The 25687-nt window shown below is 61.8% G+C and carries 23 protein-coding genes and 1 pseudogene; 12 read left to right on the forward strand and 12 right to left on the reverse strand.

Features of this window, described 5'->3' with window-relative positions; translation table 11 throughout:
- Window positions 1-57 precede the first annotated feature (57 nt).
- Window positions 58-315: a DUF2790 domain-containing protein gene (locus CWE01_RS14145; RefSeq protein ID WP_100941148.1), complete on the reverse strand. Its 258-nt coding sequence runs from the start codon at window positions 313-315 to the stop codon at window positions 58-60.
- Window positions 316-745: 430 nt separating this feature from the next.
- On the opposite strand from CWE01_RS14145, the gene CWE01_RS14150 reads away from it, so the two are divergent.
- The 8 genes from CWE01_RS14150 to CWE01_RS14185 all read left to right on the forward strand — a co-directional run bounded on the left by CWE01_RS14150 (window position 746) and on the right by CWE01_RS14185 (window position 7550).
- Window positions 746-1588 (forward strand): transporter substrate-binding domain-containing protein, encoded by an 843-nt coding sequence (locus tag CWE01_RS14150; protein ID WP_100941149.1) that lies wholly within the window; start codon window positions 746-748, stop codon window positions 1586-1588.
- A 172-nt stretch (window positions 1589-1760) separates the two neighbouring features.
- Window positions 1761-2423: an amino acid ABC transporter permease gene (locus tag CWE01_RS14155; RefSeq protein WP_100941150.1), complete on the forward strand. Its 663-nt coding sequence runs from the start codon at window positions 1761-1763 to the stop codon at window positions 2421-2423.
- Window positions 2424-2432: 9 nt separating this feature from the next.
- The gene (locus CWE01_RS14160; protein WP_100941151.1) at window positions 2433-3095 is read left to right on the forward strand and encodes an amino acid ABC transporter permease; all 663 of its coding nucleotides are present in this window, start codon (window positions 2433-2435) and stop codon (window positions 3093-3095) included.
- Complete coding sequence (locus tag CWE01_RS14165; RefSeq protein ID WP_100941152.1) at window positions 3092-3868, forward strand: amino acid ABC transporter ATP-binding protein; 777 nt, start codon at window positions 3092-3094, stop codon at window positions 3866-3868. Before CWE01_RS14160 ends, CWE01_RS14165 begins: the two co-directional genes overlap by 4 nt.
- Before the next feature lie 23 nt (window positions 3869-3891).
- Complete coding sequence (locus CWE01_RS14170) at window positions 3892-4278, forward strand: RidA family protein (protein WP_100941153.1); 387 nt, start codon at window positions 3892-3894, stop codon at window positions 4276-4278.
- A gap of 177 nt (window positions 4279-4455) precedes the next feature.
- Window positions 4456-5220: an IclR family transcriptional regulator gene (locus CWE01_RS14175; RefSeq protein WP_100941154.1), complete on the forward strand. Its 765-nt coding sequence runs from the start codon at window positions 4456-4458 to the stop codon at window positions 5218-5220.
- 37 nt (window positions 5221-5257) lie between these two features.
- Window positions 5258-6475 carry an amino acid deaminase gene (locus tag CWE01_RS14180; protein ID WP_100941155.1) on the forward strand — a complete coding sequence of 406 codons (1218 nt, stop codon included), beginning with the start codon at window positions 5258-5260 and terminating at the stop codon, window positions 6473-6475.
- A 148-nt stretch (window positions 6476-6623) separates the two neighbouring features.
- A complete protein-coding gene (locus CWE01_RS14185) occupies window positions 6624-7550 on the forward strand; it encodes a sugar kinase (RefSeq protein WP_100941156.1) in 927 nt (308 codons plus the stop codon).
- 195 nt (window positions 7551-7745) lie between these two features.
- Here the strand turns inward: CWE01_RS14185 and CWE01_RS14190 are convergent, their stop codons facing one another.
- Window positions 7746-8021: a peptidylprolyl isomerase gene (locus CWE01_RS14190; protein ID WP_007932676.1), complete on the reverse strand. Its 276-nt coding sequence runs from the start codon at window positions 8019-8021 to the stop codon at window positions 7746-7748.
- A 57-nt stretch (window positions 8022-8078) separates the two neighbouring features.
- A pseudogene (locus CWE01_RS14195) lies at window positions 8079-9689 on the reverse strand (ATP-binding protein); the annotation flags it as partial.
- A 168-nt stretch (window positions 9690-9857) separates the two neighbouring features.
- On the opposite strand from CWE01_RS14195, the gene CWE01_RS14200 reads away from it, so the two are divergent.
- Complete coding sequence (locus CWE01_RS14200) at window positions 9858-11027, forward strand: PilT/PilU family type 4a pilus ATPase (RefSeq protein WP_100941157.1); 1170 nt, start codon at window positions 9858-9860, stop codon at window positions 11025-11027.
- 107 nt (window positions 11028-11134) lie between these two features.
- Here the strand turns inward: CWE01_RS14200 and CWE01_RS14205 are convergent, their stop codons facing one another.
- The 9 genes from CWE01_RS14205 to CWE01_RS14245 form a co-directional block, all read right to left on the reverse strand.
- Complete coding sequence (locus CWE01_RS14205; RefSeq protein ID WP_157815218.1) at window positions 11135-12370, reverse strand: hypothetical protein; 1236 nt, start codon at window positions 12368-12370, stop codon at window positions 11135-11137.
- A gap of 144 nt (window positions 12371-12514) precedes the next feature.
- Window positions 12515-13453 carry a carbohydrate kinase gene (locus CWE01_RS14210; protein WP_100941159.1) on the reverse strand — a complete coding sequence of 313 codons (939 nt, stop codon included), beginning with the start codon at window positions 13451-13453 and terminating at the stop codon, window positions 12515-12517.
- A 6-nt stretch (window positions 13454-13459) separates the two neighbouring features.
- Entirely contained in the window at window positions 13460-14950 is a 1491-nt protein-coding gene (gene xylB, locus CWE01_RS14215; protein ID WP_100941160.1) for a xylulokinase, read from the reverse strand.
- A gap of 83 nt (window positions 14951-15033) precedes the next feature.
- A complete protein-coding gene (locus CWE01_RS14220) occupies window positions 15034-16515 on the reverse strand; it encodes a mannitol dehydrogenase family protein (protein WP_100941161.1) in 1482 nt (493 codons plus the stop codon).
- Between the two features lie 18 nt (window positions 16516-16533).
- Window positions 16534-17637, reverse strand: a complete 1104-nt coding sequence (locus CWE01_RS14225; protein ID WP_100941162.1) for an ABC transporter ATP-binding protein — start codon at window positions 17635-17637, stop codon at window positions 16534-16536.
- Window positions 17638-17658: 21 nt separating this feature from the next.
- A complete protein-coding gene (locus CWE01_RS14230; RefSeq protein ID WP_100941163.1) occupies window positions 17659-18495 on the reverse strand; it encodes a carbohydrate ABC transporter permease in 837 nt (278 codons plus the stop codon).
- 10 nt (window positions 18496-18505) lie between these two features.
- Window positions 18506-19432: a carbohydrate ABC transporter permease gene (locus CWE01_RS14235; protein ID WP_100941177.1), complete on the reverse strand. Its 927-nt coding sequence runs from the start codon at window positions 19430-19432 to the stop codon at window positions 18506-18508.
- A 150-nt stretch (window positions 19433-19582) separates the two neighbouring features.
- Window positions 19583-20893 carry a sugar ABC transporter substrate-binding protein gene (locus CWE01_RS14240; RefSeq protein WP_100941164.1) on the reverse strand — a complete coding sequence of 437 codons (1311 nt, stop codon included), beginning with the start codon at window positions 20891-20893 and terminating at the stop codon, window positions 19583-19585.
- Between the two features lie 287 nt (window positions 20894-21180).
- Window positions 21181-22152 (reverse strand): DNA-binding protein, encoded by a 972-nt coding sequence (locus tag CWE01_RS14245; protein ID WP_100941165.1) that lies wholly within the window; start codon window positions 22150-22152, stop codon window positions 21181-21183.
- Between the two features lie 177 nt (window positions 22153-22329).
- Between CWE01_RS14245 and CWE01_RS14250 the strand changes: the two genes are divergently transcribed.
- The 3 genes from CWE01_RS14250 to ahpF all read left to right on the forward strand — a co-directional run bounded on the left by CWE01_RS14250 (window position 22330) and on the right by ahpF (window position 25661).
- Window positions 22330-23274: a site-specific integrase gene (locus CWE01_RS14250; protein ID WP_100941166.1), complete on the forward strand. Its 945-nt coding sequence runs from the start codon at window positions 22330-22332 to the stop codon at window positions 23272-23274.
- A 132-nt stretch (window positions 23275-23406) separates the two neighbouring features.
- Complete coding sequence (ahpC, locus tag CWE01_RS14255; protein WP_100941167.1) at window positions 23407-23970, forward strand: alkyl hydroperoxide reductase subunit C; 564 nt, start codon at window positions 23407-23409, stop codon at window positions 23968-23970.
- Window positions 23971-24095: 125 nt separating this feature from the next.
- Window positions 24096-25661, forward strand: a complete 1566-nt coding sequence (gene ahpF, locus CWE01_RS14260) for an alkyl hydroperoxide reductase subunit F (RefSeq protein ID WP_100941168.1) — start codon at window positions 24096-24098, stop codon at window positions 25659-25661.
- The last annotated feature ends 26 nt before the right edge of the window (window positions 25662-25687 follow it).

Genomic DNA, 25687 nt, shown 5'->3' on the forward strand with positions numbered 1-25687 from the left:
CCAGCAAGCCGGCTCCTACAAGTGTTGCGCTGTATTCAGGATTTCGTCTTGTTGGAATCAGTTATTGAAATTGCAGGAATCCGACATCTTACTGTAGGTGATGTCTTCGGGTTTGCCCGCGGTGTCGATGAACTTCATATCGGCCGTGACCACCTTGCAGGCGCGGCTGGGGCGTTCGCTCATCGAGATGACTTTGGCGACATGCAGGGGCATGCCGTATTGATAAGGCACGGGTTGGGTGGTGTCGGCCTGGGCTACGCCGGCAAGGGCCGAAAGGGCCAGGGCGCCGGTTACCAGCAGGGTACGCAGTTTCATGGTGTTTCTCCTGAGCGGCTTGAGATTTCATCCCGGCCTCACGAATGACGCTGGGTATGCCGCGGAGGGCGTCAGGGCAAGCCTGCGCGAGCGCGGTCAACTTCACTTTCCGTCTGCAGGATTAACGCGGAATTAAGTGCGGGGCTTTTTATTAGCTTGCTAACGAAGTCCCTGAGAACTGCCCCCAAATCACCCACTCCCGCCCCGCTTTGGGGCCTTCACACCCACCCCCCCCGTAGCCTTCCGTAGCACCGTGTTGTGCTACCGCCTGTGACATCGATTTTTCAAAAAAACTATCTCATTGATTTCCATTGAATTTATAGCCTCGATTTCAGCGCGCTGAATCTGCTGGCACAGTTTCTGCTGTCTATTCCGTTGTTACATACTAAGTTCCGCTGTAGCGGAATACACATCATCGGAGTGCAACGTCATGCAGCGTGGACTTTCCTTGTTTAAAGCCTGTGTTTTTCTTCTGGCGGCTTCGGCGGCAGTCGCTGCGCAAGCAGCCGACAGCAAGCTCGATAGCGTGCTCAAACGCGGTCACTTGATTGTAGGCACTGGCAGCACCAACGCGCCGTGGCACTTCCAGGGCGCGGACGGCAAGTTGCAGGGGTTCGATATCGATATCGGCGGCATGATCGCCAAGGGCCTGTTCAACGACGCGAGCAAAGTCGAATACGTGGTGCAGTCTTCCGATGCGCGGATTCCCAACCTGTTGACCGACAAGGTCGATATCAGCTGCCAGTTCATCACCGTGACCGCCAGCCGTGCCCAGCAGGTTGCTTTCACCCTGCCGTACTACCGCGAGGGTGTTGCGCTGCTGCTGCCGGCCAATAGCAAGTACCAGGAAATCGACAGCCTGCGCGCCGCCGGCGACGGCGTCACCGTGGCGGTGTTGCAGAACGTCTACGCCGAGGAGCTGGTGCATCAGGCACTGCCCAAGGCCAAGGTCGACCAGTACGACAGCGTGGACCTGATGTACCAGGCCATGAGCACCGGTCGCGCCGATGCCGCCGCTACCGACCAGTCGTCGGTCAAGTACCTGATGGTGCAGAAACCTGGCATGTACCGCAGCCCGGCTTTTGCCTGGAGCCCACAGACCTATGCGTGCGCGGTCAAGCGCGGCGACCAGGACTGGCTGAACTTCGTCAACACCGCGTTGCATGAAGCCATGACCGGTGTCGAGTTCCCCACCTACGCGGCGTCCTTCAAGAAGTGGTTCGGCGTCGATCTTCCATCGCCAGAAATCGGTTTCCCTGTCGAATTCAAGTGAAAACTACTGCGCTCGGAAATACTGCGTTGAAAAGAAGCTCGAAATGCTCATTGACTAAAGTCAACTCCGCTTTCTCGCTTCTTTTCGCCTTGTCTTTCCTTCGCTCGCTACGTTTCCAATGAAATGGTGGGCAGGGCGTCCTTGGGGCGCCCCGTCGAAGGTACTGCGAACCATGAACTATCAGTTGAACTTTGCCGCCGTCTGGCGCGATTTCGACACCTTGCTGGCGGGACTGGGCCTGGGCCTGGAACTGGCCCTGGTGTCCATCGTCATCGGTTGTGTGATCGGCCTGATGATGGCGTTTGCCTTGCTCAGCAAGCATCGCGCATTGCGGGTGCTGGCCTCGGTGTATGTGACGGTGATCCGTAATACGCCGATTCTGGTGTTGATCCTGTTGATCTACTTCGCCATGCCGAGCCTGGGTATCCGGCTGGACAAGATTCCCTCGTTTATCGTCACGCTGTCGTTGTATGCCGGGGCCTATCTGACCGAGGTGTTCCGCGCCGGCCTGCTGAGCATTCCCAAGGGCCAGCGCGAAGCCGGGCTGGCCATCGGCCTCGGCGAATGGCAGGTGCGCGCCTATGTCACCGTGCCGGTGATGTTGCGCAACGTGCTGCCGGCGCTGTCCAACAACTTCATTTCCCTGTTCAAGGACACCTCCCTGGCTGCGGCCATCGCCGTGCCGGAGCTGACCTATCACGCCCGCAAGATCAACGTGGAAAGCTACCGGGTGATCGAAACCTGGATGGTCACCACGGCGCTCTATGTGGTCGCCTGTTACCTCATTGCCCTGATGCTGCGTTACCTCGAGCAGCGTCTGGCGATCCGCCGATAGGAGGCACTCATGTACGAATCGCAAAGTTGGTGGCATGAGTTGTGGATCGCCCGGGAAACCCTCTGGGAGGGATTCCAGACCAGTGTCGCGGTTTCGCTGCTGGCGATTGTCTGCGGCACCCTGATCGGCATTGTCGCCGGCCTGGTGCTGACCTACGGCAAGTTCTGGATGCGCGCGCCGTTTCGCCTGTATGTCGACCTGATCCGTGGCACCCCGGTGTTCGTCCTGGTGCTCGCCTGCTTCTACATGGCGCCGGCCCTGGGCTGGCAGATCAGCGCCTTCCAGGCCGGCGCCCTGGGCCTGACGCTGTTCTGTGGTTCCCACGTGGCGGAGATCGTGCGCGGCTCGATGCAGGCCATCCCCCGGGGCCAGATGGAAGCGAGCAAGGCCATCGGCCTGACCTTCCACCAGGCCCTGGGTTATGTGCTGCTGCCCCAGGCGCTGCGGCAGATCCTGCCGACCTGGGTCAACTCGTCCACCGAGATCGTCAAGGCTTCGACCCTGCTTTCGGTGATCGGTGTCGCCGAGCTGCTGCTCAGCACCCAGCAGGTGATCGCCCGGACCTTCATGACCCTGGAGTTCTACCTGTTCGCCGGTTTCTTGTTCTTCATCATCAACTACTCGATCGAGTTGCTCGGTCGGCATATTGAAAAGCGGGTGGCCTTGCCATGACGACTGATTCCCAAGCATTGCTCAGCATTCGCGGGCTGCACAAACAATACGGCAAGCTCGAAGTGCTCAAGGGCGTCGACCTGGACATGCAGCGCGGCAACGTGGTCACGCTGATCGGCTCCAGCGGCTCGGGCAAGACCACGCTGCTGCGCTGCGTGAACCTGCTGGAAGAGTTCCAGGGCGGCCAGATCACCCTGGACGGTGAGTCCATCGGCTACAGCGAAGTGAACGGCAAGCGCGTCCGCCACCCGGAAAAAGTCATCGCCCAGCACCGGGCCATGACCGGCATGGCGTTCCAGCAGTTCAACCTGTTTCCGCACCTCACGGCCTTGCAGAACGTCACCCTGGGCCTGCTCAAGGTCAAGAAGCTGCCCAAGGACCAGGCCGTCGCGCTGGCGGAGAAATGGCTGGAGCGGGTCGGCCTGCTGGAGCGGCGCAATCACTTTCCGGGGCAGTTGTCCGGTGGCCAGCAGCAGCGGGTGGCGATTGCCCGGGCCATTGCGATGAACCCCAGCCTGATGCTGTTCGACGAAGTGACCTCGGCCCTCGACCCGGAGCTGGTCGGTGAAGTGCTGGCGGTGATCAAGGGCCTGGCGGAAGAGGGCATGACCATGTTGCTGGTCACCCACGAGATGCGCTTTGCCTTTGAGGTCTCGGACAAGATCGTATTCATGAACCAGGGGCGCATTGAAGAACAGGGGCCACCCAAAGAACTGTTCGAGCGTCCGCAGTCGCCGCGTCTCGCGGAATTTCTGAAAAACACCCGTTTTTAATTTTTTTATTCAAGGAGAACAGTATGAGCATTACTCGTTATGGCACCGGCAGCACCGCGGGTGGCGGTCAGCCGCGTCCTTTCGCCCGGGCCGTCGAAGCCGATGGCTGGCTGCATGTGTCCGGGCAGGTGCCGGCGTTGAATGGTGAAATCATTGTCGGCGGCATCGTCGAACAGACTCACCAGACCATGAAGAACCTGATCGCGATTCTCGAAGAGGCCGGTTATGGCCTGGAGGATGTGGTGCGCGCCGGTGTCTGGTTGGAAGATCCGCGGGACTTCTGGAGCTTCAACAAGGTGTTTTCCGAGTACTTCACACCTGAGCACGCCCCGGCGCGCGCCTGTGTCCAGGCGAACATGATGGTCGACTGCAAGGTCGAGATCGATTGCGTCGCGTACAAGAAGAAGTGATGAAACCTTGAGGGCCTATTCGCGGGCAAGCCCTGCTCCTACAGTTTTGTGTCATATGCAAAATCTGTATTCGACGCCGTATTGTAGGAGCAGGGCTTGCCCGCGAAGACGGCCTAACAGTCGCCGCAGGACTCTGGGTACACTCCCCGGCAATTTTTCCAATGGGATGGCACTGACATGACCGAAGACACCATCAAGCGCCGGGCTAAAGGGCTGGACCGCGCGTTCGATATCCTCGATTACCTCAAGGAAGTCGGCCAGCCGCTGCGTCCCAACGATATCGCCAGCGGCATCGGCAGCCCGAAATCCACGGTCTACGAGCTGGTGGCATCTTTGCTGGAGCGGCGCATCCTCGAGTCGGTCGGCAAGGAAGGCCATGTCTACCTGGGCCGCCAGCTGTATTTTCTCGGCCAGGCGCACCTGCGTCATTTCGACCTGACCCGCGAAGCCGACCACGCCTTGCAGGAAATCGTCAGCCAGACCCGGGAAACCGCGCAGATGTGCCTGCTCAACGGGCGCAAGTACACCGTGGCACTGATGAAGGAAGGCGAGCGGCATTTCCGGATTTCCTCGGACATCGGCGAAAACGCCCCGATTCCCTGGACCGCGTCCGGCCGCCTGTTGCTGGCGCACCTGAGCGACCAGCAGATCATCGACCTGATCGACCACGATGACTTTATCCTGCCGGACGGCCAGCGCCTGCCGCTGGAGGTGTTCCTCAAGGAAATCCGCCAGGCCGGGATCGACGGGTTCTTTTCCTTCGATAGCGTCGCCGACACCTTTACTCACTGCTTCGCCGCGCCCGTCAAGGACGAGCGGGGCATTTGCATCGCCACCCTGTGCATCGTCGCCCCACGGGCGGATGCCAAGACCAACTACAACGACTATCGCCGGGTGCTGATCGAGAGCGCGAACAACCTGGCCCGTCGCATCAACGACTAGCGCGGCCGCCAAGGGCGCCGCCGATAAGGAGTTTGGAATGTCTACTGCCTTGAACTTCGCCGCCGTGGAAAAAGGCGCCGCCAACGTCGGCGCGCAACTGGTGAGCGATGTCAGCCTGCCGGCCCTGGTGCTCCACCGCGACGCCATGGAGCACAATATTCGCTGGATGCAGGATTTTGTCAGCCGTAGCGGCGCCGAGCTGGCGCCCCATGGCAAGACCAGCATGGTCCCGGCGCTGTTCGGTCGACAGCTGGCCGCCGGCGCCTGGGGAATCACCCTGGCAACCGCCGTGCAGACCCGTGCCGCCTACGCGGCGGGTGTGCGCCGGGTGCTGATGGCCAACCAGCTGGTGGGCGCGCCGAACATGGCGCTGATCGCCGGGTTGCTGGCCGATACGCAGTTCGAGTTTTACTGCATGGTCGATCACCCGGACAACGTCGCGGCCCTGGGGGCTTTCTTCGGCGAACGCGGCCTGCGCTTGAACGTGATGATCGAGTACGGCGTGGTCGGCGGTCGTTGCGGTTGCCGCAGCGAGCAGGAAGTGCTGGACCTGGCACAGGCGATCAAGGCCCAGCCGGCATTGGCCCTGACCGGTATCGAAGGTTACGAAGGGGTGATTCACGGCGATCAGGCCGAAAGCGGGATTCGCGCCTTCGCCGGCTCCCTGGTGCGGCTGGCGGTGGATCTGCAGAACAGCGGCGCGTTTGATATCGGCAAACCGATCATCACCGCCTCGGGTTCGGCCTGGTACGACCTGATTGCCGAGGAGTTCGAGGCCCAGGACGCCGATGGACGTTTTCTCAGTGTGTTGCGTCCGGGCAGTTATGTCGCCCATGACCACGGTATTTACAAGGATGCGCAGTGCTGCGTGCTGCATCGCCGGGGTGACCTGAGCGAAGGCTTGCGCCCGGCGCTGGAAGTCTGGGCCCATGTGCAGTCGATGCCGGAGCCAGGGTTTGCGGTGATCGCCCTGGGCAAGCGCGATGTAGCGTTCGATGCCGGGTTGCCGGTGCCGTTGCTGCGTTATCAGCCGGGTGTGTTGCCGGCGGTGGGCGAGGATGTCAGCGGGTGCAAGGTCACGGCGGTGATGGACCAGCACGCGTTCATGACGGTGGCGCCGGGCTGTGAGTTGACGGTCGGGGATATCGTCTCGTTTGGCACTTCGCATCCGTGCCTGACCTTCGACAAGTGGCGGGTCGGTTGCATTGTCGATGAGCAGTTGAGCGTGATCGAAACCTTCGAGACCTGCTTCTGAGCGGATACCGCTTTCGCGGGCAAGCCCTGCTCCTACAGTACGGCGTCGAATACAGATTTTGGATACGACACAAAACTGTAGGAGCAGGGCTTGTCGGATCGCAGCACCGCCACGAAGAGGCCCGTTCTGACCCCACGAGACCAGCAGAATGACCACTTTGAACCTGCCGCCACCACGTATCGCCCTGATCGGCGAGTGCATGATCGAACTGCAACAACACGCCGACGGCAGCCTGCACCAGAGCTTCGGCGGCGACACCCTGAACACCGCCGTCTATCTGTCCCGCGAACTGGGCGGACGGGCCTCGGTGGACTATGTCACCGCCCTGGGTGACGACAGCTTCAGCGACAGCATGTGCCGGGTCTGGCGCGAGGAAGGTATCGGCCTGGACCTGGTTCAGCGCCTGCCAGGGCGCTTGCCCGGTTTGTACTGCATCCAGACCGACGCCAAGGGGGAGCGGCGCTTTCTCTACTGGCGCAACGAAGCGGCCGTGCGCGACTGCTTCACCGCGCCGACAGCGGCCCCGGTGCTGGCGGCGTTACCAGATTACGACGTGCTGTATTTCAGCGGCATCACTCTGGCGGTGCTGGGGGAGCTCGGGCGGGAAAAGCTGATTGCCGTGCTGCAAGAGGCCCGTCGGGGCGATACCCGGGTGGTCTTCGACAACAACTACCGGCCACGTCTCTGGGCGGATGTCGAGCAGGCGCGTACGGCCTATCGTTCGGTATTGCCCTATGTCGACCTGGCCCTGTTGACCCTGGAAGACGAGCAGGCGTTGTTTGATTATGCCGATGGCGAGGCGGTGTTCCGTGCCTACGAGCCTATCGGCATCCCGGAAGTGGTGATCAAGCGGGGTGCCGAGAGTTGCCTGATTCGCTGTGCGGGCGAGGCGTTCGAGGTGCCGGCGCAGAAGGTCGAGACAGTGGTGGATACCACGGCGGCGGGGGATTCGTTCAGTGCGGCGTATCTGGCCAGCCGCCTGACGGGCGGGGATCCGCAAGCGGCGGCGTTGGCCGGGCATCGGCTGGCAAGTCGGGTGATCCAGGTGCGTGGGGCGCTGATTCCGCGAGACTGAGGGTTCAGGCCTGAGTGTGTGGAGGTGCTATTTTTGTGGCGAGGGGGCTTGTCGGGACGCCGCACCGCCCCGTTCGGCTGCGAAGCAGTCGTGAAGCCAGTCACTGCATTCGACCTGATGCACCCGGATCACAGGTTTCAGGGCCGCTTCGCGCCCCCGCGCGGGCAAGCCCGCTCGCCACAAGTGATACGTGCCTTAATCGCGGTAAAAGACCTGCACCAGGTGATACCCGAACTTGCTCTTGATCGGCCCGTGGACGGTACGCAGCGGCTTCTTGAAAATCACCTGGTCGATGGCCCCGACCATCTGTCCCGGCCGGACTTCACCCAGATCCCCACCGCGTTTGCCGGACGGGCAGGTGGAGTACTTCTTGGCCAACACATCGAAGGCTTCGCCCTTGGCGATGCGTTGCTTGAGTTGTTCGGCTTCCTCGGCGGTCTTGACCAGGATGTGACGGGCTTGGGCTTTCATCGATTCGTTACCTTGAAACGTTGGGGCGTGCGACGGGCGCGGGATTATGCCCGAAGATCAGGACGCTTGCCCGATCATGTCACGCACCCTGTTCGCCAGTGCATCGAGGGTGAAAGGCTTGGCGATCAGGTCCATGCCAGGCTCCAGGAAACCCTGGCGCTCGGCGGCCTTCTCGGCATAACCGGTCATGAACAGCACCTTGAGCCCCGGACGGTGCTGGCGGGCGACTTCCGCCAGTTGCCGGCCGTTCATCCCCGGCAGGCCGACATCGGTCACCAGCAGGTCAATGCGCAGGCTCGACTCCAGCAGTGGCAAGGCGGTCCGCGCATCCGCCGCCGGGTGCACGGTATAACCCAGCTCGTCGAGGACATTGAGCACCAGCATCCGTACCGCCGGATCATCCTCAACCACCATCACCGACTCGTCGGCCTCGGCCAGCGGTGACTCCGCGGGTTGCCGCGACGGTCGCGGCGTCTCGGTTTGCGGCGCGTGATAACGCGGCAGGTACAGGCGCACGCAGGTGCCTTTGCCCGGCTCGCTTTCCAGGGTGACATGACCGCCGGACTGCTGGGCAAAGCCATAGATCATCGACAGACCCAGGCCCGTGCCCTGGCCGATGGGCTTGGTGGTGAAGAACGGGTCGAAGGCCTTGGCCAGGATCAACGGGCTCATGCCGGTCCCATTGTCGCTGACGCCGATCATCACATAGTCGCCGGCCTTGACCGGTTCCAGGGTGCTGATATCGCCGCCATCGAGGTAGCTGTTGCTGGTTACGATACGCAGTTCGCCGCCGTCGGGCATGGCGTCGCGGGCGTTGATCACCAGGTTGAGCAGGGCGCTTTCCAGTTGCCCGGTGTCGGTGTTGACCGGCCACACGTCCTGGCCCAGCTCGACCTTCAAGGTGATATGGGCGCCTTTGGTACGGCTGAACAGCTCTTCCAGCGACCGCACCAACTGGTTGGGATCAATGCGCTTGCGGTCCAGCGATTGCCGCCGGGAAAACGCCAGCAGTCGGTGGGTGAGGGCGGCGGCCCGTTGCGCCGAGCTCACCGCGGCGTCGGCAAAACGGCCGATTTCGTCGCTGCGCCCGGCGGCGATATAACGTTGCATCAGGTCCAGGCTGCCGATAATGCCGGTGAGCATGTTGTTGAAGTCATGGGCGATGCCGCCGGTGAGCTGTCCCACCGCTTCCATTTTCTGCGCATGACGCAAGGCTTCTTCGGCCCGCTCACGCTCGAACATTTCGTTCTGCAAGCGCTGGTTGGACTCGGCCAGCGCCCGGGTACGCTGGGCGACGCGCTCCTCCAGGGTCTCGTTGAGATTGCGCAGTGCCTCTTCGGTGCGTTTGTGCTCGGTGATGTCCAGTGCGGCGCCAACGAAGCGCCGCGCCCGACCATGGGGCCCGAGGTGGCAGCGTCCGCGGGCAAAGACCCAGCGCACCTGGCCGTCGGCCTGCAATACCCGGTATTCTTCGGTGTGCTCGGTGTGCTGCTCCAGGCACTGCTTGATGCCGTGGGCCACCAGCGCGCGGTCCTCGGGGTGCACGCTGTCCATGTAGACACTGATGGGCGTCTGGCTGGCCAGCGCCGGGTCGACCCCGTGCAATTGGGCGAAGTGGGCATCGGCGATAAAAAGGTCCTGGTCGATATCCCAGTCCCAGGTACCGAGTCGGGTGGCGGTGTCGCCTAGAGATCCGTTCATAAACCTGCCTTGAAGGTGAAGCTTTGGGTTGCGCCGCGGCTTATTATCCCGCCAAGCTGTAGACACGCGTCATATCCAAATGACACAAGCTTAATCGCACAAACCTTTTTTGACTGTATTGCGGACAACTTTGCCATGGATATCCACGCATTGCTGAAAACCCTGGCGGCCCAGGACGGTTCGGACCTGTACCTGTCCACCGGTGCGCCACCCTGTGCCAAATTCAACGGCGTGCTCAAGCCGTTGGGCACGGACTCGCTGAAGCTGGGTGAAGTGGCGGCCATTGCCGACGGTATCATGGATGCCGAACAACGCCTGCAGTTCGAGCGTGAACTGGAAATGAACCTGGCGATGTCCTTGCCCGGTGTCGGCCGTTTCCGCATCAACATCTTCAAGCAGCGTAACGAAGTCTCCATCGTCGCGCGCAATATCAAGCTGGAAATCCCTCGCTTCGAAGACCTCAAGCTGCCGCCGATCCTGCTCGAGACCATCATGGAAAAGCGTGGCCTGGTGCTGTTCGTCGGCGCCACGGGTTCGGGCAAGTCAACGTCGCTGGCGGCGCTGATCGACTATCGCAACCGCCACAGCAGCGGCCACATCATCACCATCGAAGACCCGGTGGAGTATATCCATCGGCACAAGAAGTCGATCATCAACCAGCGCGAAGTCGGGGTCGACACCCGCAGTTTCCACGCGGCGCTGAAAAACACCCTGCGCCAGGCCCCGGACGTGATCCTGATCGGCGAGATCCGCGACCGTGAAACCATGGAACACGCCCTGGCCTTCGCCGATACCGGGCACCTGGCGATCTCCACCCTGCACGCCAACAACGCCAACCAGGCGCTGGACCGCATCATCAACTTCTTCCCGGAAGACCGCCGGCCGCAATTGCTCAATGACTTGGGCAACAACCTCAAGGCGTTCGTTTCACAGCGTCTGGTCGCGACCCTGGACGGCAAGCGCCGGGCGGCGGTGGAAGTGATGCTGGGCACGCCGACGGTGCGAGACTTTATCAAGCGCAATGAGTTTTCCGAGCTCAAGGGCATCATGGAGAAGTCCGAGCTTATCGGCATGCGCACCTTCGATACGGCACTGTTCGAGCTGGTGGTGGAGGGCGCGATCGACGAGGAAGAAGCGCTGAAGAACGCCGACTCGGTGAACAACCTGCGCCTGCGCCTGAAACTGCATCAGGATACCGCGGCCCTGACCGTGCAGAAGACGCCTCCCGCGCCACCGATCGCGGCGAAGGAGCTCGATGCCAAGGATTGGGGATTGGTGGAGGATGGCAATTCTCCGCGCGGTTGATCCTGTTGCCGGATCGGGGCGCCTTGTCCAGATCAGCGCCGACCTGACTCATGGACCCTGGTAGCCCCCGTTACTGCTGGTTACGGGGGCCGCGGCCCTGGGCCGGGTTAAGGGAGGATGGCTCTGAGCGCTATCAGTTTTCCGCCGACAGTGGCGCTTGCGGCGGCGTAGCTGCCGCTGGTGTCGATGTCGACCCCGGTGACGGTCTGCCCCTGATAGGTTCCCAGGGCCTGTACGCCGTTTTCAACCGTCCAGCTGGCCCCGGCCACGATCTGGCTGCTGTCCGTCTGGTTCAGCAGCATGCGATTGCTGCCCGCCAGCGCTACGATTGCGACCGAGGTGATGTTCGCTGCCGTATTGACCAGGAATATCTGGCTGGTGGCAGGGTGCCAGAGCGCCGCCGCAAGGCCTCCGGAAGCCAATTGGTAGGTGACGGCCACATAGCCCAGATCGTTGGCGAATTTGGCTTGACTCGCCGGATTACCGGAGATATTCAGCAATTTCGGCACACTGGACGGGGTCGCCCAGTAGGTGGCGGTCGGTTGGTTGGTCGCGGGATTGACACAGGTGCCAAACACCTCGCGCACCGCGTTCACCATCACGGCTTCGCAGTGGCTGTTGGCCGGAAGGGGCAGGGCGACGACGGTAAACCCCAGCAAGCCATTGGTGGCAAGCTTCGGCGTCACGGTGCCATCGGGATTGGGGCAATTGAGAGCGATGTCGACGTTGCTGAACACCCGGTAATTGACCGCGACAGGCAGACAGTTGTCCCGCACCAGTGGCACATCGAGCAAGGTCAGGGCGACGGCGGCGCCCTGATTCCAGGCGATTGACGCGGCTTGTCCGGCACTGTCGAAACTCTGGCCGGCGGTAGTACCCGTGACCCTGTTCCTGGCGGTGGCCTGGGCGCTGGGATCGGGCAGCAGGCCGGTGCCGAGTAACGACAGGGGTTTGTCTTCCGTTGGGTTATCGCTCTCGGGTGACCAGGTTGTCACATGCGCCGGGCCTGTGGCCGTTGTGCAAGTACCGAGCACACTCTGGATATTTCTCCCCTGCGGTTCGTTGCTGATGCTGTTGGCCCGGCACGACTCGCCGGGACTCAGCGGGGTCAGCGTGACACCGGGATCGACCCAGGCGCTATCGGGCCCGCCGGGGGTATCGGAGCCGACGGCCCCCACAACTTTTCCTGTGCTGTTCACCGATTGCGCCAGGCTGCTGGCGGTGACGGTGGTGGGGCCGACGGGTTGAAGGGTGGCGGCTTGCGCGGGTGTCAGCAGGACGCTGGCGGACAAGGCGCCGATCATCATTAGAGACGTGGCTGGAAGCTTCAGACGGTTGTTCATGTTGGGTCCATCCCTGATGAGCAAAAGTGTTTACCCACCTGTAACGGCTTTTCTACAAGTGACGGGTTTAGTTAACTCCTCTGCTATCTCTTTGCCACCTGTTAGAAATGACAGTTCGAAGCGCCGTCTGTCGTTTTTCCGGGGTCACACCACCTGATGGCGATAGGGCAGGTCCGGCCCGGTGCGACTGCAGGTGATCGCCGCGGCGCTGACGGCGAAGTTCAGCATCGCGTCGATCTGGGCCTTGTCCAGGCGCTCCAGACCTTCCACTGAATCAAGCTGCTGTTCGGTCAACCAGGCGATCAGCGCGGCCTGGAAGGTATCGCCGGCACCGACGGTATCGGCGGTGATGACTTCGCGGGCCGGTACCGACCAGTGTCCATGCTGGCGACTGTAGACGCTGGCGCCCTGGGTGCCACGGGTCAGGAACACCAGTTGGCAGCGCTGGGCCAGCCACTCCTGGGCGATGCTCTGCGGGTCGCGATCCGGGTAGAGCAGGCCCAGGTCTTCATCGCTGACCTTGATCATGTCGGCATGTTCGGCCAGGGCCGCGATGCGTTGGCGCCAGAGCTCGATATTCGGTTCCGGATTGAGTCGCACGTTGGGGTCGAGGGTAATCAGCCGCCGGCCGCTTTCCCTCTGCACCAGGGTCAGCAGGGTATCGGCAATCGGTTGCACCACCAGCGAAAACGAGCCGATGTGCAAACCACGCACCTCGTCACCCAACTTCGGCAGGTGGCCCGGCAGCAACTGGCGGTCGGCACAGCCTTCGCCGCGGAAACTGTAATGGGGCGAACCGTCGGCGCCCACGGCAACCATCGCCAGGGTGGTGGGAGCGTCGAAGTCCAGCAGGTAATCGCCACGCACACCTTCTTCCTGCAAGACTTGCTGCAGACGGCGCCCCAGGTAATCGGTGGACAGGCCGGCAAACAATGCCGCGTCGACCCCCAGGCGGCGCAGGCCGACCGCAACGTTGAACGGCGAACCGCCGGCAATCGCCTTGAAATTCACTTTCGAGGTTTGCCCGCTCGCGTCAGGCTCACTGAAAAAATCGAACAGCGCTTCACCACAGACCAGATACATGGGTACTCACTCTTGAAGGGCCGCTACCTGTTGGCGGTAGTGCTGATAAACGGGTTGGTAGGCGGCGACGTTGGCTGCTATCGGCCGGGTTTCGCTGGCCGGATCGAGGCTGACGCAACGTTCGCACAGTTCGGCCAGGTTTTGCACACCGGCGGATTCACACCAGGCGGCCTGGATCGCCGCACCGAGGGCCGCAGCTTCGCTCTGGCGGGTGCAGACCACCGGGGTGTCCATGATATCGGCGACCATCTGCCGCCACACCGGGCTTTTCGAACCACCACCGGTCAGGCGGATACCGTGGCTCTTGAGGCCGGCCTCACGCAGCAGGTCCAGGCCGTAACGCAGGCCGAAGGTGGTGCCCTCGACGACCGCGCGACACAGGTTGGCCTGGGTCAGGTTGGTCAGGGTCAGGCCTGACAGGCTGCCAGTCGCCTGGGGCAGGGCGGGGACCCGCTCGCCGTTGAGAAATGGCAGCATGCTGACCCCGTCGGCGCCGATCGGCGCTTGCTCGACCCGGGCATTGAAGTCGTCGAGCCCGAGAGCGAACAGCTCACGCAGCGCGCCGGTGGCGTTGGTCAGGTTCATGGTGCAGATCAGCGGCAGCCAGCCGCCGCTGGAAGAGCAAAAGGCCGCGACCGAGGCGTGGGGGCTGACCAGGGGCTGGTCGGCATAGGCATAGACCGTACCGGACGAGCCCAGGCTCATGGTGATGATCCCTGCCTGGATATTGCCGGTACCGATGGCGCCCATCATGTTGTCGCCGCCGCCACTGGAGACCAGGGCGTTGGGGTTGATGCCCAGCAGTCCGGCGATCTCGGGAAGGACCCGACCCACCGGCTGGTGGGCTTCGATCAGTTCCGGCAAGGCGGCTTGCAGGCGCCCGCTGGGGTCGATCCCGTCCAGCAACGGCAGGTCCCAGCAGCGCTTGCGCACATCGAAATAGCCGCTGCCCGAGGCATCGCCGTATTCCGCGCAACTGCGGCCGGTAAGCCAGTAGTTGAGGTAATCGTGGGGCAGCAGGATATGGGCGATCCGGGCGAACAGGTCCGGGTGCTGCTCTTTGGTCCAGAGCAACTTGGACACGGTATAGCCGGGAGCGATGACCAGGCCGAGGCGTTCGAGTGAACCCTGCTCGCCTCCCAGCCGTTCCAGCAGGCGCTGGTTTTCCGGCGTGGTTTCGGTGTCGCACCAGAGTTTGGCCGGGCGCAGGACCTGGCCTTGTTCATCGAGCAGGACCAGGCCGTGTTGCTGGCCGGAAACGCCGAGGCCGAGGATGGCCTGGCCGTCGACAGCGGCGGCGGCCAGTGCTTGCCGGGTGGCCTGGACAAAAGCGTCCAGCCATTGCCCGGTGTCCTGCTCGCGGCGACCGTTGGCGCCGCTGATCATGTCGTGTGGGGCCGAGCCCTGGCCCAGCACCTGGCCGCTGACGGTGTCGAGGACGATGGCCTTGGTGCCTTGGGTACCGCAATCGATACCGAGATAGAGTTTCTGATTCATGCTTGGCCTGCTTGAGTAAGGCGATCCCTTTGTGGAGAGCTAACCTGTGGCAAGCCCGATCGCCACAAAGGTTCGTCACGCATTCAGTTCGTTTTCGCCAGCAAACGTTCCAGCGTCTTGCTCACGCCCACTTCTCGCAAACTGTTGAAGCAGCGTTCGAAAGCGGCGATAAACTCGGCGGACTGGGGAATCGCCGTGCCGAAAATTTCCTCGACAGCGAACAGCCGCTGCACGATCAAGGTGTCATCCGCCACCAGCGCCTGACAGAATTCGGCCCGTGGGTCCGGAATGCTGTAGGTCGTGCCGTTTTCATCGACACCCTTGAGGTACAAGGCCCAGGCCGCCACCACCAGCGCCGCGCGCTCGGTCTCGCGACCGTCGGCAATCAGCCGGTTGAGGGTCGGGATGGTGAACTTGGGAAACTTCGACGAACCATCGGAACACACCCGCTCCAACTGGTCGGCAATCGCCTGGTTGGAGAAGCGCTGTACCAGGGTGTCCTTGTACTCGGTCAGGTCGATGCCCGGTACCGGCGCCAGTTGCGGGGTGACGTCCAGGTCCATGTAGGCACGCATGTACTTGACGAACAGCGGGTCGTTCATGGTCTCGTGGACAAACCGGTAACCCTTGAGGAAACCCAGGTAGGTCAGGGCCAGATGGCTGCCGTTGAGCAGCTTGATCTTCATTTCTTCATAGGGTGTGACGTCGTCGGTGAACTGCACGCCGACCTTTTCCCAGGCCGGACGGCCGTTGACGAACTTGTCTTCCAGCACCCATTGCACAAAGGGTTCGCAAACCACCGGCCAGGCATCGTCGACGGCGTGTTCGTCGTGCAGTTGCAGGCGGTGGGCGGTGCTGGTCATCGGCGTGATGCGGTCGACCATGGCATTGGGAAAGCTCACATGGGCGGCGATCCAGTCATGCAGGTCGGCGTCGCGCAAGGCGGCGAAGGCCAGCAGGGCCTTGCGGGCCACCGCGCCGTTGTGGGGCAGGTTGTCGCAGGACATCAGGGTGAAGGCCGGGATACCGGCGGCCCGGCGTTTGGCCAGGGCCGCGCAGAGAAAGCCGAAGACGGTCTGCGGCGCGTCGGGGTGGGTGAGGTCGTGCTGGATCTGCGGCAGGTGCGTCATGAACTCGCCGTTGCTGTCGTCGATGCAGTAGCCACCTTCGGTGATGGTCAGCGAGACGATGCGGATCTGCGGCGAGGCCAGCTTGTCGATCAGGGCCTGGCGGTCGTCCTGGGCCAGCAGCATGTCGCTGATGGCGCCGATCACCCGGACTTCGGTGTCATCGCTGTCGCCCAGCTCAAACAAGGTGAAGAGGTAGTCCTGCCCGGCCAGGTCGTCCCGGGCGCGGCGGTCTTCGTTGCGCAGGCCGGCCCCGCAGATGGCCCAGTCCAGGCCCTCGCCGGTATTCATCAGGGCGTCGGTGTAGTACGCCTGGTGGGCGCGATGGAAACCACCGACGCCGATATGGACGATGCCCTGGCGGGTATCGGCCAGGTTGTAGAGGGGCAGGCGGACTTCAGGAGCCAGCCGGTTGAGATTCTGCTTGTTCAGTTTCATTGCTAAGGCTCTCGGCAATCAGGCGGCAGCGCGCAGCGGACGGGCGACCGCTACACCGTTGGCATCGAATAAATGGCAGTGGCTGCTGTCCAGGTGCAGCTTGAGGGTTTCCCCGTACTGGCTGGCCATGTCCCCGCGGATACGCATGGTCAGGGCCTCACCGGAGGCGGTGCGCACGTGGCAGAAGGTGTCGCTGCCCAGGCGTTCGCCGACGTCGGCGGTGACCTGCAAGGTGCAGTCGCCCGGCTTGGCGAGCTCCAGGTGCTCCGGGCGAATCCCCAGGGTCACCGGGCTGCCGACGCTGAGGCCGGGATCGCTCAACGGCAGGCTGATGCGCGTGCCGGCCTCCAGTTCGACTTCACAGCCCTGGCCGTCGAGGCGACTGACCTTACCCTTGAGAAAACCCATTTTCGGCGTGCCGAGGAAGCCGGCGACGAACAGGTTGGCCGGTGCGTGGTAGAGCTCCAGGGGCGAACCGACCTGCTCGACGCGCCCGGCATTGAGCACCACCACCTTGTCGGCCAGGGTCATGGCTTCGACCTGGTCGTGGGTCACGTAGATCATGGTGGCCTGCAACTCTTTGTGCAGGCGCGCCAGTTCCAGGCGCATCTGCACCCGCAGGGCGGCGTCGAGGTTGGACAGCGGTTCGTCGAACAGGAAGATCTTCGGGTTGCGCACGATGGCGCGACCGATGGCGACACGCTGGCGCTGGCCACCGGAGAGTTGCTTGGGCTTGCGCTCCAGCAGCGGCCCGAGTTCGAGGATCCGTGCGGCTTCATTGACCTTGCGCTCCACCTCGGTCTTGGCCACGCCGGCCAGGTCGAGGGCGAACGACATGTTCTTGCGGACGCTCATGTGCGGGTACAGGGCATAGGTCTGGAAGACCATCGCCAGGTCGCGCTTGGCCGGGCTGACTTCGGTGATATCGCGACCGTCCAGCTCGATGGTGCCGGAGGTGACTTCCTCGAGGCCCGCGATCAGGCGCAGCAGGGTGGATTTTCCGCAGCCCGACGGGCCGACGAAGACCACGAACTCGCGGTCGTTCACTTGCAGGTCGATGCCCTTGATGATGGACAGGCCTTCGAAGCCTTTTTGCAGATTCTTGATTTTCAGGTTGGCCATGGTGAGGCTCCTTTTAAGTATTTATTTCACAGCGCCGAAGGACAAGCCGCGCACCAACTGCTTCTGGCTGATCCAGCCGAAGATCAGGATCGGGGCACAGGCCAGGGTCGAAACGGCCGATAATTTGGCCCAGAACAAACCTTCGGGGCTTGAATAGGACGCGATCAATGCGGTCAGCGGCGCGGCCTGGGAGGAGGTCAGGTTCAATGACCAGAACGCCTCGTTCCAGCACAGGATCAGCGACAGCAGCAGGGTCGAGGCCAGCCCGCCCTTGCTGATCGGCAGCAGCACCCGGACCATTTCCTGCCACAGGGTCGCGCCATCGAGGCGGGCCGCCTCGAGGATGTCCTTGGGGATGTCCTTGAAGTAGGTGTAAATCATCCAGACCACGATCGGCAGGTTGATCAGGGTGTAGATCACGATCAGCGCCAGGCGCGTGTCCAGCAGGCCAAAGCTCTTGGCCAGCAGGTAGATCGGCATCAGCACACCCACCGGCGGCAGCATCTTGGTGGAGAGCATCCACAGCAGGGTGCGTTTGGTCCTCTGGGTTTCATAGAACGCCATGGAGTAGGCCGCCGGCACCGCGATCAGCATGCACAGCAAGGTGGCGCTGAAGGAGATCACCACCGAGTTCCAGGCGAAGTGGAAGTAGTCGCTGCGCTCCTGGATATGCAGGTAGTTCTCCAGCGTCGGGGTGAAGAAGAACTGCGGCGGCGTGGCGAACGCATCGATTTCGGTCTTGAAGCTGGTCAGCACCATCCAGAAGATCGGGAAGAAGATCAGGATCGCGATGGCCCAGGCCAGGGTGCCGAGCAGAACGCTTTGCAGGCGCCGGGATTGTTTGAGTGTGAGGGTCATGGCGCGGGCCTCAAGGCTTGTCTGTCAGGTTTTTGCCGATCATCCGGACCAGGATGATCGCGGCGATATTGGCGATGATCACGGCGATCAAACCGCCGGCAGAAGCCATGCCGACATCGAACTGCACCAGGGCCTGGTTGTAGATCAGGTAGGCCAGGTTGGTCGAGGCGTAGCCCGGACCACCGTTGGTGGTGGTGAAGATTTCCGCGAACACCGAGAGCAGGAAGATGGTTTCGATCATCACCACCACGGCAATCGGCCGGGCCAGGTGCGGCAGGGTCAGGTGCCAGAAGATCGCCACGGGGCCGGCACCATCCAGGCGCGCGGCTTCTTTCTGTTCCTGGTCGAGGGACTGCATGGCGGTCATCAGGATCAGGATCGCGAAGGGCAGCCACTGCCAGGAGACGATGATGATGATCGACAGCAGCGGGTAATGGGCCAGCCAGTCCACCGGCTGTGCGCCGAACACTCGCCACAGTGCGGCGAGAATCCCCGAGACCGGGTGGAAAATCAGGTTTTTCCAGATCAGCGCACCGACGGTGGGCATGATGAAGAAGGGCGAGATCAGCAGGACCCGGACGATGCCGCGGCCGAAGAACTCGCTGGCTTCCAGCAGTGCCGAGATCAGCACGCCGAACACCACGCTGATCAGCAATACGCTACCGACCAGCAACAGGGTGTTGGTGGCGCCCGGGAGAAAGCCCGAGTCGGTCAGGAAGTAGGTGTAGTTTTCCAGGCCGACGAACTGGTTCTCGCCCGGATACAGCAGGTTGTAGCGGATCAGCGAAAAGTAAACGGTCATGCCCAGGGGCACGATCATCCACAGCAGCAACAGGCCGACTGATGGTGAGACCAGAAACCAGCCGGGGTTGCGCAGACGGCTTTTGCGCAACGGCTGGGGTATATCCATATGGGCTTTGGCAGTGGAGGTATTCATGGTGATCAGAACCAATGGAAGGCAAATAGCGAACAGGTATTGCGCGGGCTCGGGAGGCCGGGCTTGCTGGCGATGACGGCTTTGAGTCCGTCAAAAGCTTCGCGAGCAAGCTCTGCTCCTACAGGGACGGTGTGTTGTCCCTGAATGGGGTTACTTCGGATAACCCGCGCGTTTCATTTCGCGTTCGGTGAAGGTCTGGGCATCGGCCAGGGCCTTGTCGACGGTGGTCTGGCCGGTCAGTGCGGCGGAGAACTGCTTGCCGACCTGGGTGCCGATGGCCTGGAACTCGGGAATGGTCACCAACTGGATCCCGACATAAGGCACGGGCTTGGCGCTCGGGTCTTTCGGATTGGCGGCCTTCAGTGATTCCAGGGTGATCTTGGCGAACGGCGCGGCCTTCATGTAGGCATCGCTGTAGGTCGAGGCACGGGTGCCTGGCGGTACGTTGGCAATGCCGTCTTCCTTGGCAACCAGGGCGCCGTATTCCTTGGAGGTGGCCCAGCTGCTGAAGACTTTCGCCGCGTCCTTGGCCTTGGAGCTGGTCGGGATCGCCAGGGCCCAGGAGTAGAGCCAGGCCGAGCCTTTCTCGGTGACCTGATGCGGTGCGTAGGTAAAGCCGACGTGGTCGCTGACCTTGCTCTGGGTCTTGTCGGTGACGAAGGAGCCGGCCACGCTGGCGTCGACCCACATGGCGCACTTGCCGCTGTTGAACAGCGCCAGGTTTTCGTTGAAACCGTTACTCGAAGCGCCCGGTGGGCCGGCTTTTTTCATGGTGTCGACGTAGAAGTTCAGGGCGTTCTTCCACTCCGGACCGTTGAATTCCGGCTGCCATTTCTCATCGAACCAGCGCGCGCCGTAGGCATTGGCCACGGTGGTGATCAGGGCCATGTTCTCGCCCCAGCCGGCCTTGCCGCGCAGGCAGATACCGTATTGCTCCTTGTCGGGGTGGTTGAGCTTGACGGCGAATTCGCCGATCTGTTCCCAGGTCGGGCGCTCGGGCATGGTCAGGCCGGCGTCCTTGAACAGGTCGGTGCGGTAGTAGGTCATGGAGCTTTCGGCGTAGAACGGCAGGGCGAACAGGGTGCCCTTGACGGAAAGACCGTCACGCACCGACGGGAATACGTCGTCGATGTCGTAGGCGGCGGGCAGGTTGTTCATCGGTTCCAGCCAGCCTTTGGCGCCCCAGAGTGCAGCTTCGTACATGCCGATGGTCAGCACGTCGAACTGGCCGCCCTGGGTGGCGATATCGGTGGTCAGGCGTTGGCGCAGGACGTTTTCTTCCAGTACCACCCAGTTGAGCTTGATGTCCGGGTGCTCGGCTTCGAAGGTTTTCGAGAGCTTCTGCATGCGGATCATGTCGCTGTTGTTGACGGTGGCGATGGTCAGGGTCTGGGCGGCGAGACTGACGCCGCTGAGGGTGAGGCCGGTGGTGACAAGCAGTGCGGTGGCAATGGCTTTCATCGAACACTCCTCTTCATTACGCACGGAGGCGCTGAAGGTCAGTTTATTGTTGTTGTGTCTTCCGGTGCCCAGGAAGAATCTGGCATTGATTACAGCCTTCAAACGCCGTCCTGACAAATCCTTGACGACACTTTGTTCGGTACTTTTTTGCACTGGGGCAGAATGTCGCAGGTCGGCGAAATAGCTGATCGAGATAGGGGCGTGTGGATTTTCGGGGGGAGCAGGGGGTGAATCCGTACAGATTCAGAGGGGCGCGGCCCCCTTGGGGGGCCGTATTGCCGGCAGGGTTATAGTGACGTATCGAGCGCTTTCAGCGCCGTTTCGGTTTCCGCCAGCTTGAGTTCAAGCGCGTGAAGGCGCTCCTGCTGGTTCGTGGTCGCCAGCTTGAGCGACTCACTGTCTTCCAGCACCACCCGCAGGCGCTCCTGGAGCAGGGTGCTTGAGTTTTCCAGCGTCCGCGCGTGCTGAGTCTGCTGCTCTGCGCGCAGCCGTTCTTTTTCCTGCTGTTCCTGCGCCAGCTTGAGGGCCTTCGAGGTGTTTCGGCTCTCAGCCAGTAGCCGCTCATTGTCACGGTGCAACTGGGTGATCTCATCCTGGCGTACCAGCGCACTCTGCTGGGCCTGGCGTAACTCCATCTGCACTTGCTGAACCTGCGTTTCATGCCGGCGCTGTTCCTGGTCGCGCTGGTCGCGGGTGGCACTGCGGAAGTGCTCCAGTGCTTCGCGGGCGTGCAGGTGCTTGTCTTCCAGCGAGCGGATCTGCTGGTCCTTGTCCTTGAGGCGCAATTCGTAGTCGCTGCAGGCCTGGCTCAGCCCGGCGTTGCGGGTCTGTTCGGTCTGCAGCATCGAGCGGGTGGCGAGCAGATTGCTGGATTCATTGGCCAGGGCCACGCCCTGGATCTCGAACTGGCGTTGCTGTTGCTCCAACTGCCGGGCCATCTCGGCCAATTGCGCCTGCCATTCGGCTTTTTCCGCCGCCAGTTGTGCCAGTGCCTGCTCGACAGGTTCCCGAGCCTGTTCCTGAAGGCGTTGCGCCAGTCGCGAAACCAGTTCGCCCAGCTCTTCGTCGAGCGACTCCACCGGTGCCACACGGCGCAGATCACCGTCATCCAACTCCTTGAGATAGCGGTGGATGGTGGTCTTGGAGCCGGTATTGCCCATTTCGATACGTACCGCATCGATGCTCGGGTGCTCGCCACGGGCGAGGATCGCCAAGCGTGCCGTCTGCACCACTGCCTTGTTTACGCCGCCGCGAGCCATGTTCTCTCCTACGATTTCGTACTGTGGTACGTACCATGTATTTACATAGCATATAGATAAAAACAAAAAGCTGATATTTGAAATTATTGACACGGGATATACTGGTATTACCCCGTGTGATAAGCCGTTTTGGCGATTTTGCCCGGGGAATCCGTACGAATGCCGGGAATCGAGGCCATGAACGAGCTGGACCGCTACCTGCAAGCAGCGACGCGGGACAACACCCGTCGCAGCTATCAGGCCGCCATAGAACATTTCGAAGTGAGTTGGGGCGGGTTCCTGCCGGCCACCAGCGATAGCGTGGTGCGCTACCTGATGGCCCATGCCGGCGTACTCTCGATCAACACGCTGAAGCTGCGGCTGTCAGCCCTGGCGCAGTGGCACAACAGCCAGGGTTTCGCCGATCCGACCAAGGCGCCGCTGGTACGCAAGGTGTTCAAGGGTATTCGCGCCCTGCACCCGGCGCGGGAGAAGCAGGCTGAACCACTGCAGTTGCAGCATCTGGAGCAAGTCGTCGTCAGTCTCGATGGGCAGGCGACCCTGGCCCTGGCCGCCGATGATCGGCCGACGCTGCTGCGTGCCCGGCGTGACAAGGCGCTGATCCTGCTGGGCTTCTGGCGGGGCTTTCGCAGCGACGAGCTGTGTCGCCTGGAGATCGAGCATGTCCGAGCCGTCGCAGGCTCCGGCATGACGCTGTATCTACCGCGCAGCAAAACCGACCGCGACAACCTCGGCCAGACCTACCAGGCACCGGCCTTGCAGCGCCTGTGTCCGGTGCAGGCCTATATCGACTGGATCAACAGTGCCGCGCTGGTACGCGGCCCGGTGTTTCGCGCCATCGACCGCTGGGGGCATCTGGGGGAGGAGGGCTTGCACGCCAACAGCATCATCCCCTTGCTGCGCCAGGCCCTGGAGCGCGCCGGGATTGCCGCCGAACACTACACCAGCCATTCATTGCGCCGTGGCTTCGCAACCTGGGCCCACCGCAGTGGTTGGGACCTGAAGTCACTGATGAGTTATGTCGGCTGGAAGGACATGAAATCGGCCATGCGTTATATCGAGGCCAGCCCATTTCCAGGCATGGGGCTCATCGCCGAAAAGCCGGTGGATCAAGGAGCATAAGATTTCTTCTATTAATAGTGTCTGCTCATAGCGAAAACCAATCGCGAGCATCAGCTTTGCCAATGAGCCAGAACGCAAAAGAATGGCTAGGATTCTCCCATCAACTTCTTAACCCCTGACGGAGAGTCAACGATGCCTATCATCAACAGCCAAGTTAAACCGTTCAAAGCAACCGCTTTCAAAAACGGCGCATTCGTCGAAGTCTCGGACGCTGACCTGAAAGGCAAATGGTCGGTCGTGTTCTTCTACCCAGCTGACTTCACCTTCGTTTGCCCAACCGAACTGGAAGACCTGGCTGACAACTACGCCGAGTTCCAGAAACTGGGCGTCGAAATCTACAGCGTGTCGACCGACACCCACTTTGCCCACGCTGCCTGGCACAACACTTCGCCAGCCATCGGCAAAATCCAGTACACCATGATCGGCGACCCGACCCTGACCATCTCCCGCAACTTCGACGTCCTGATCGAAGAAGCTGGCCTGGCCGACCGCGGTACTTTCGTGATCAACCCGGAAGGCCAGATCAAAATCGTTGAACTCAACGATGGCGGCGTAGGCCGTGACGCTTCCGAGCTGCTGCGCAAGATCAAGGCCGCTCAGTACGTTGCTGCTCACCCAGGCGAAGTTTGTCCAGCCAAGTGGAAAGAAGGCGAGGCCACCCTGGCTCCGTCCCTGGACCTGGTCGGCAAGATCTAAGTCCGTGAGTCATTCAAGGGCGGTCATCCGCACCTCATAAGTCAGCCGCACCGCCCAATAACGCCCGGGTGGTAATCACCTGGGCGTTGCTATGTCTACAGTACTGAAAAAGGGAAATCGCCCGCATGTTGGACGCCAATCTTAAAGCCCAGTTGAAGTCGTACCTGGAACGGGTTACGCAACCGATCGAGATCGTCGCCTCCCTTGATGACGGCGCGAAATCTCAGGAAATGCTCGCACTGCTCAAAGAAGTCGCCAGTCTTTCCACCCAGATCACCTTGTTGGACAACGGTACCGATGGACGCAAGCCGTCGTTCTCGTTGAATCGCCCGGGAGCCGATATCAGCCTGCGTTTCGCCGGTATCCCCATGGGCCACGAATTCACTTCGCTGGTGCTGGCCCTGCTGCAAGTCGGCGGCCACCCTTCGAAGGCCAGTGTCGAAGTGATCGAACAGATCCGCTCGCTCAAGGGCGAGTTCAACTTCGAGACCTACTTCTCGCTGTCCTGCCAGAACTGCCCGGACGTGGTCCAGGCGTTGAACCTGATGGCGGTGCTGAACCCGAACATCCGCCACGTCGCCATCGACGGCGCGTTGTTCCAGGACGAAGTCAACGATCGCAAGATCATGGCGGTCCCCAGCGTTTACCTCAACGGTGTGAACTTCGGCCAGGGCCGCATGGGCCTCGAGGAAATCCTCGGCAAGCTCGACACCGGCGCCATTGAGAAACAAGCGGAAAAAATCAGCGCCAAGGACGCCTTTGATGTCCTGGTGGTCGGCGGTGGCCCGGCCGGCGCCGCGGCAGCGATCTACGCGGCACGCAAAGGTATTCGTACCGGTGTTGCGGCAGAGCGTTTCGGTGGCCAGGTACTGGACACCATGGCGATCGAGAACTTTATCTCGGTCCAGGAAACCGAAGGGCCGAAACTGGCCAGCGCCCTGGAAGAGCATGTTCGCCAGTACGATGTCGATATCATGAACCTGCAACGCGCCAGTGCCCTGGTGCCGGCAAAGCGTGCCGGTGAACTGCACGAAGTGCGTTTTGAAAGCGGTGCCAGCCTCAAGGCCAAGACCGTGATCCTTGCCACTGGCGCCCGCTGGCGTGAAATGGGTGTGCCGGGCGAGCAGGAATACAAGGCCAAGGGCGTGTGCTTCTGCCCGCACTGTGACGGCCCGCTGTTCAAGGGCAAGCGTGTCGCGGTGATCGGTGGCGGCAACTCCGGTGTCGAGGCGGCCATCGACCTGGCCGGTATCGTCAGTCACGTGACGCTGCTGGAGTTCGACAGCAAGCTGCGCGCCGATGCCGTGCTGCAACGCAAGCTCTACAGCCTGCCGAACGTCAATGTCGTGACCAGCGCGCTGACCAGCGAAGTCAAGGGTGACGGGCAGAAGGTCACCGGCCTGGTCTACAAGGATCGCGATTCAGGTGAGTTCCACACCGTCGACCTGGAAGGCATCTTTGTACAGATCGGTCTGTTGCCGAACACCGACTGGCTCAAGGGTAGCGTCGAATTGTCGCCGCGTGGCGAGATCATTGTCGATGCTCGTTGTGAAACCTCGTTGCCCGGTATTTTCGCGGCCGGTGACGTCACTACAGTGCCGTACAAGCAGATCGTGATTGCGGTGGGCGAGGGTGCGAAGGCTTCGCTGAGTGCCTTTGATCACCTGATCCGCACATCCGCCCCGGCCTGATATAGCGGCAAAGAAAAAGCCCCATG

Origin of the sequence: Pseudomonas sp. QS1027 (genome assembly GCF_002814235.1) — a bacterium.
Classification (GTDB): Bacteria; Pseudomonadota; Gammaproteobacteria; order Pseudomonadales; family Pseudomonadaceae; genus Aquipseudomonas.

Excerpts from the sequence above, each read along its gene's own strand:
- CWE01_RS14175 (WP_100941154.1), top strand. The coding sequence starts at position 4,456 with ATGACCGAAGACACCATCAAGCGCCGGGCTAAAGGGCTGGACCGCGCG.
- CWE01_RS14160 (WP_100941151.1), top strand. The coding sequence starts at position 2,433 with ATGTACGAATCGCAAAGTTGGTGGCATGAGTTGTGGATCGCCCGGGAA.
- ahpF (WP_100941168.1), top strand. The coding sequence starts at position 24,096 with ATGTTGGACGCCAATCTTAAAGCCCAGTTGAAGTCGTACCTGGAACGG.
- ahpC (WP_100941167.1), top strand. The coding sequence starts at position 23,407 with ATGCCTATCATCAACAGCCAAGTTAAACCGTTCAAAGCAACCGCTTTC.
- CWE01_RS14240 (WP_100941164.1), bottom strand. The coding sequence starts at position 20,893 with ATGAAAGCCATTGCCACCGCACTGCTTGTCACCACCGGCCTCACCCTC.
- CWE01_RS14245 (WP_100941165.1), bottom strand. The coding sequence starts at position 22,152 with ATGGCTCGCGGCGGCGTAAACAAGGCAGTGGTGCAGACGGCACGCTTG.
- CWE01_RS14250 (WP_100941166.1), top strand. The coding sequence starts at position 22,330 with ATGAACGAGCTGGACCGCTACCTGCAAGCAGCGACGCGGGACAACACC.
- CWE01_RS14210 (WP_100941159.1), bottom strand. The coding sequence starts at position 13,453 with ATGTATCTGGTCTGTGGTGAAGCGCTGTTCGATTTTTTCAGTGAGCCT.
- CWE01_RS14235 (WP_100941177.1), bottom strand. The coding sequence starts at position 19,432 with ATGAATACCTCCACTGCCAAAGCCCATATGGATATACCCCAGCCGTTG.
- xylB (WP_100941160.1), bottom strand. The coding sequence starts at position 14,950 with ATGAATCAGAAACTCTATCTCGGTATCGATTGCGGTACCCAAGGCACC.
- CWE01_RS14165 (WP_100941152.1), top strand. The coding sequence starts at position 3,092 with ATGACGACTGATTCCCAAGCATTGCTCAGCATTCGCGGGCTGCACAAA.
- CWE01_RS14155 (WP_100941150.1), top strand. The coding sequence starts at position 1,761 with ATGAACTATCAGTTGAACTTTGCCGCCGTCTGGCGCGATTTCGACACC.
- CWE01_RS14185 (WP_100941156.1), top strand. The coding sequence starts at position 6,624 with ATGACCACTTTGAACCTGCCGCCACCACGTATCGCCCTGATCGGCGAG.
- CWE01_RS14170 (WP_100941153.1), top strand. The coding sequence starts at position 3,892 with ATGAGCATTACTCGTTATGGCACCGGCAGCACCGCGGGTGGCGGTCAG.
- CWE01_RS14205 (WP_157815218.1), bottom strand. The coding sequence starts at position 12,370 with ATGAACAACCGTCTGAAGCTTCCAGCCACGTCTCTAATGATGATCGGC.
- CWE01_RS14220 (WP_100941161.1), bottom strand. The coding sequence starts at position 16,515 with ATGAAACTGAACAAGCAGAATCTCAACCGGCTGGCTCCTGAAGTCCGC.
- CWE01_RS14180 (WP_100941155.1), top strand. The coding sequence starts at position 5,258 with ATGTCTACTGCCTTGAACTTCGCCGCCGTGGAAAAAGGCGCCGCCAAC.
- CWE01_RS14230 (WP_100941163.1), bottom strand. The coding sequence starts at position 18,495 with ATGACCCTCACACTCAAACAATCCCGGCGCCTGCAAAGCGTTCTGCTC.
- CWE01_RS14150 (WP_100941149.1), top strand. The coding sequence starts at position 746 with ATGCAGCGTGGACTTTCCTTGTTTAAAGCCTGTGTTTTTCTTCTGGCG.
- CWE01_RS14145 (WP_100941148.1), bottom strand. The coding sequence starts at position 315 with ATGAAACTGCGTACCCTGCTGGTAACCGGCGCCCTGGCCCTTTCGGCC.
- CWE01_RS14190 (WP_007932676.1), bottom strand. The coding sequence starts at position 8,021 with ATGAAAGCCCAAGCCCGTCACATCCTGGTCAAGACCGCCGAGGAAGCC.
- CWE01_RS14225 (WP_100941162.1), bottom strand. The coding sequence starts at position 17,637 with ATGGCCAACCTGAAAATCAAGAATCTGCAAAAAGGCTTCGAAGGCCTG.
- CWE01_RS14200 (WP_100941157.1), top strand. The coding sequence starts at position 9,858 with ATGGATATCCACGCATTGCTGAAAACCCTGGCGGCCCAGGACGGTTCG.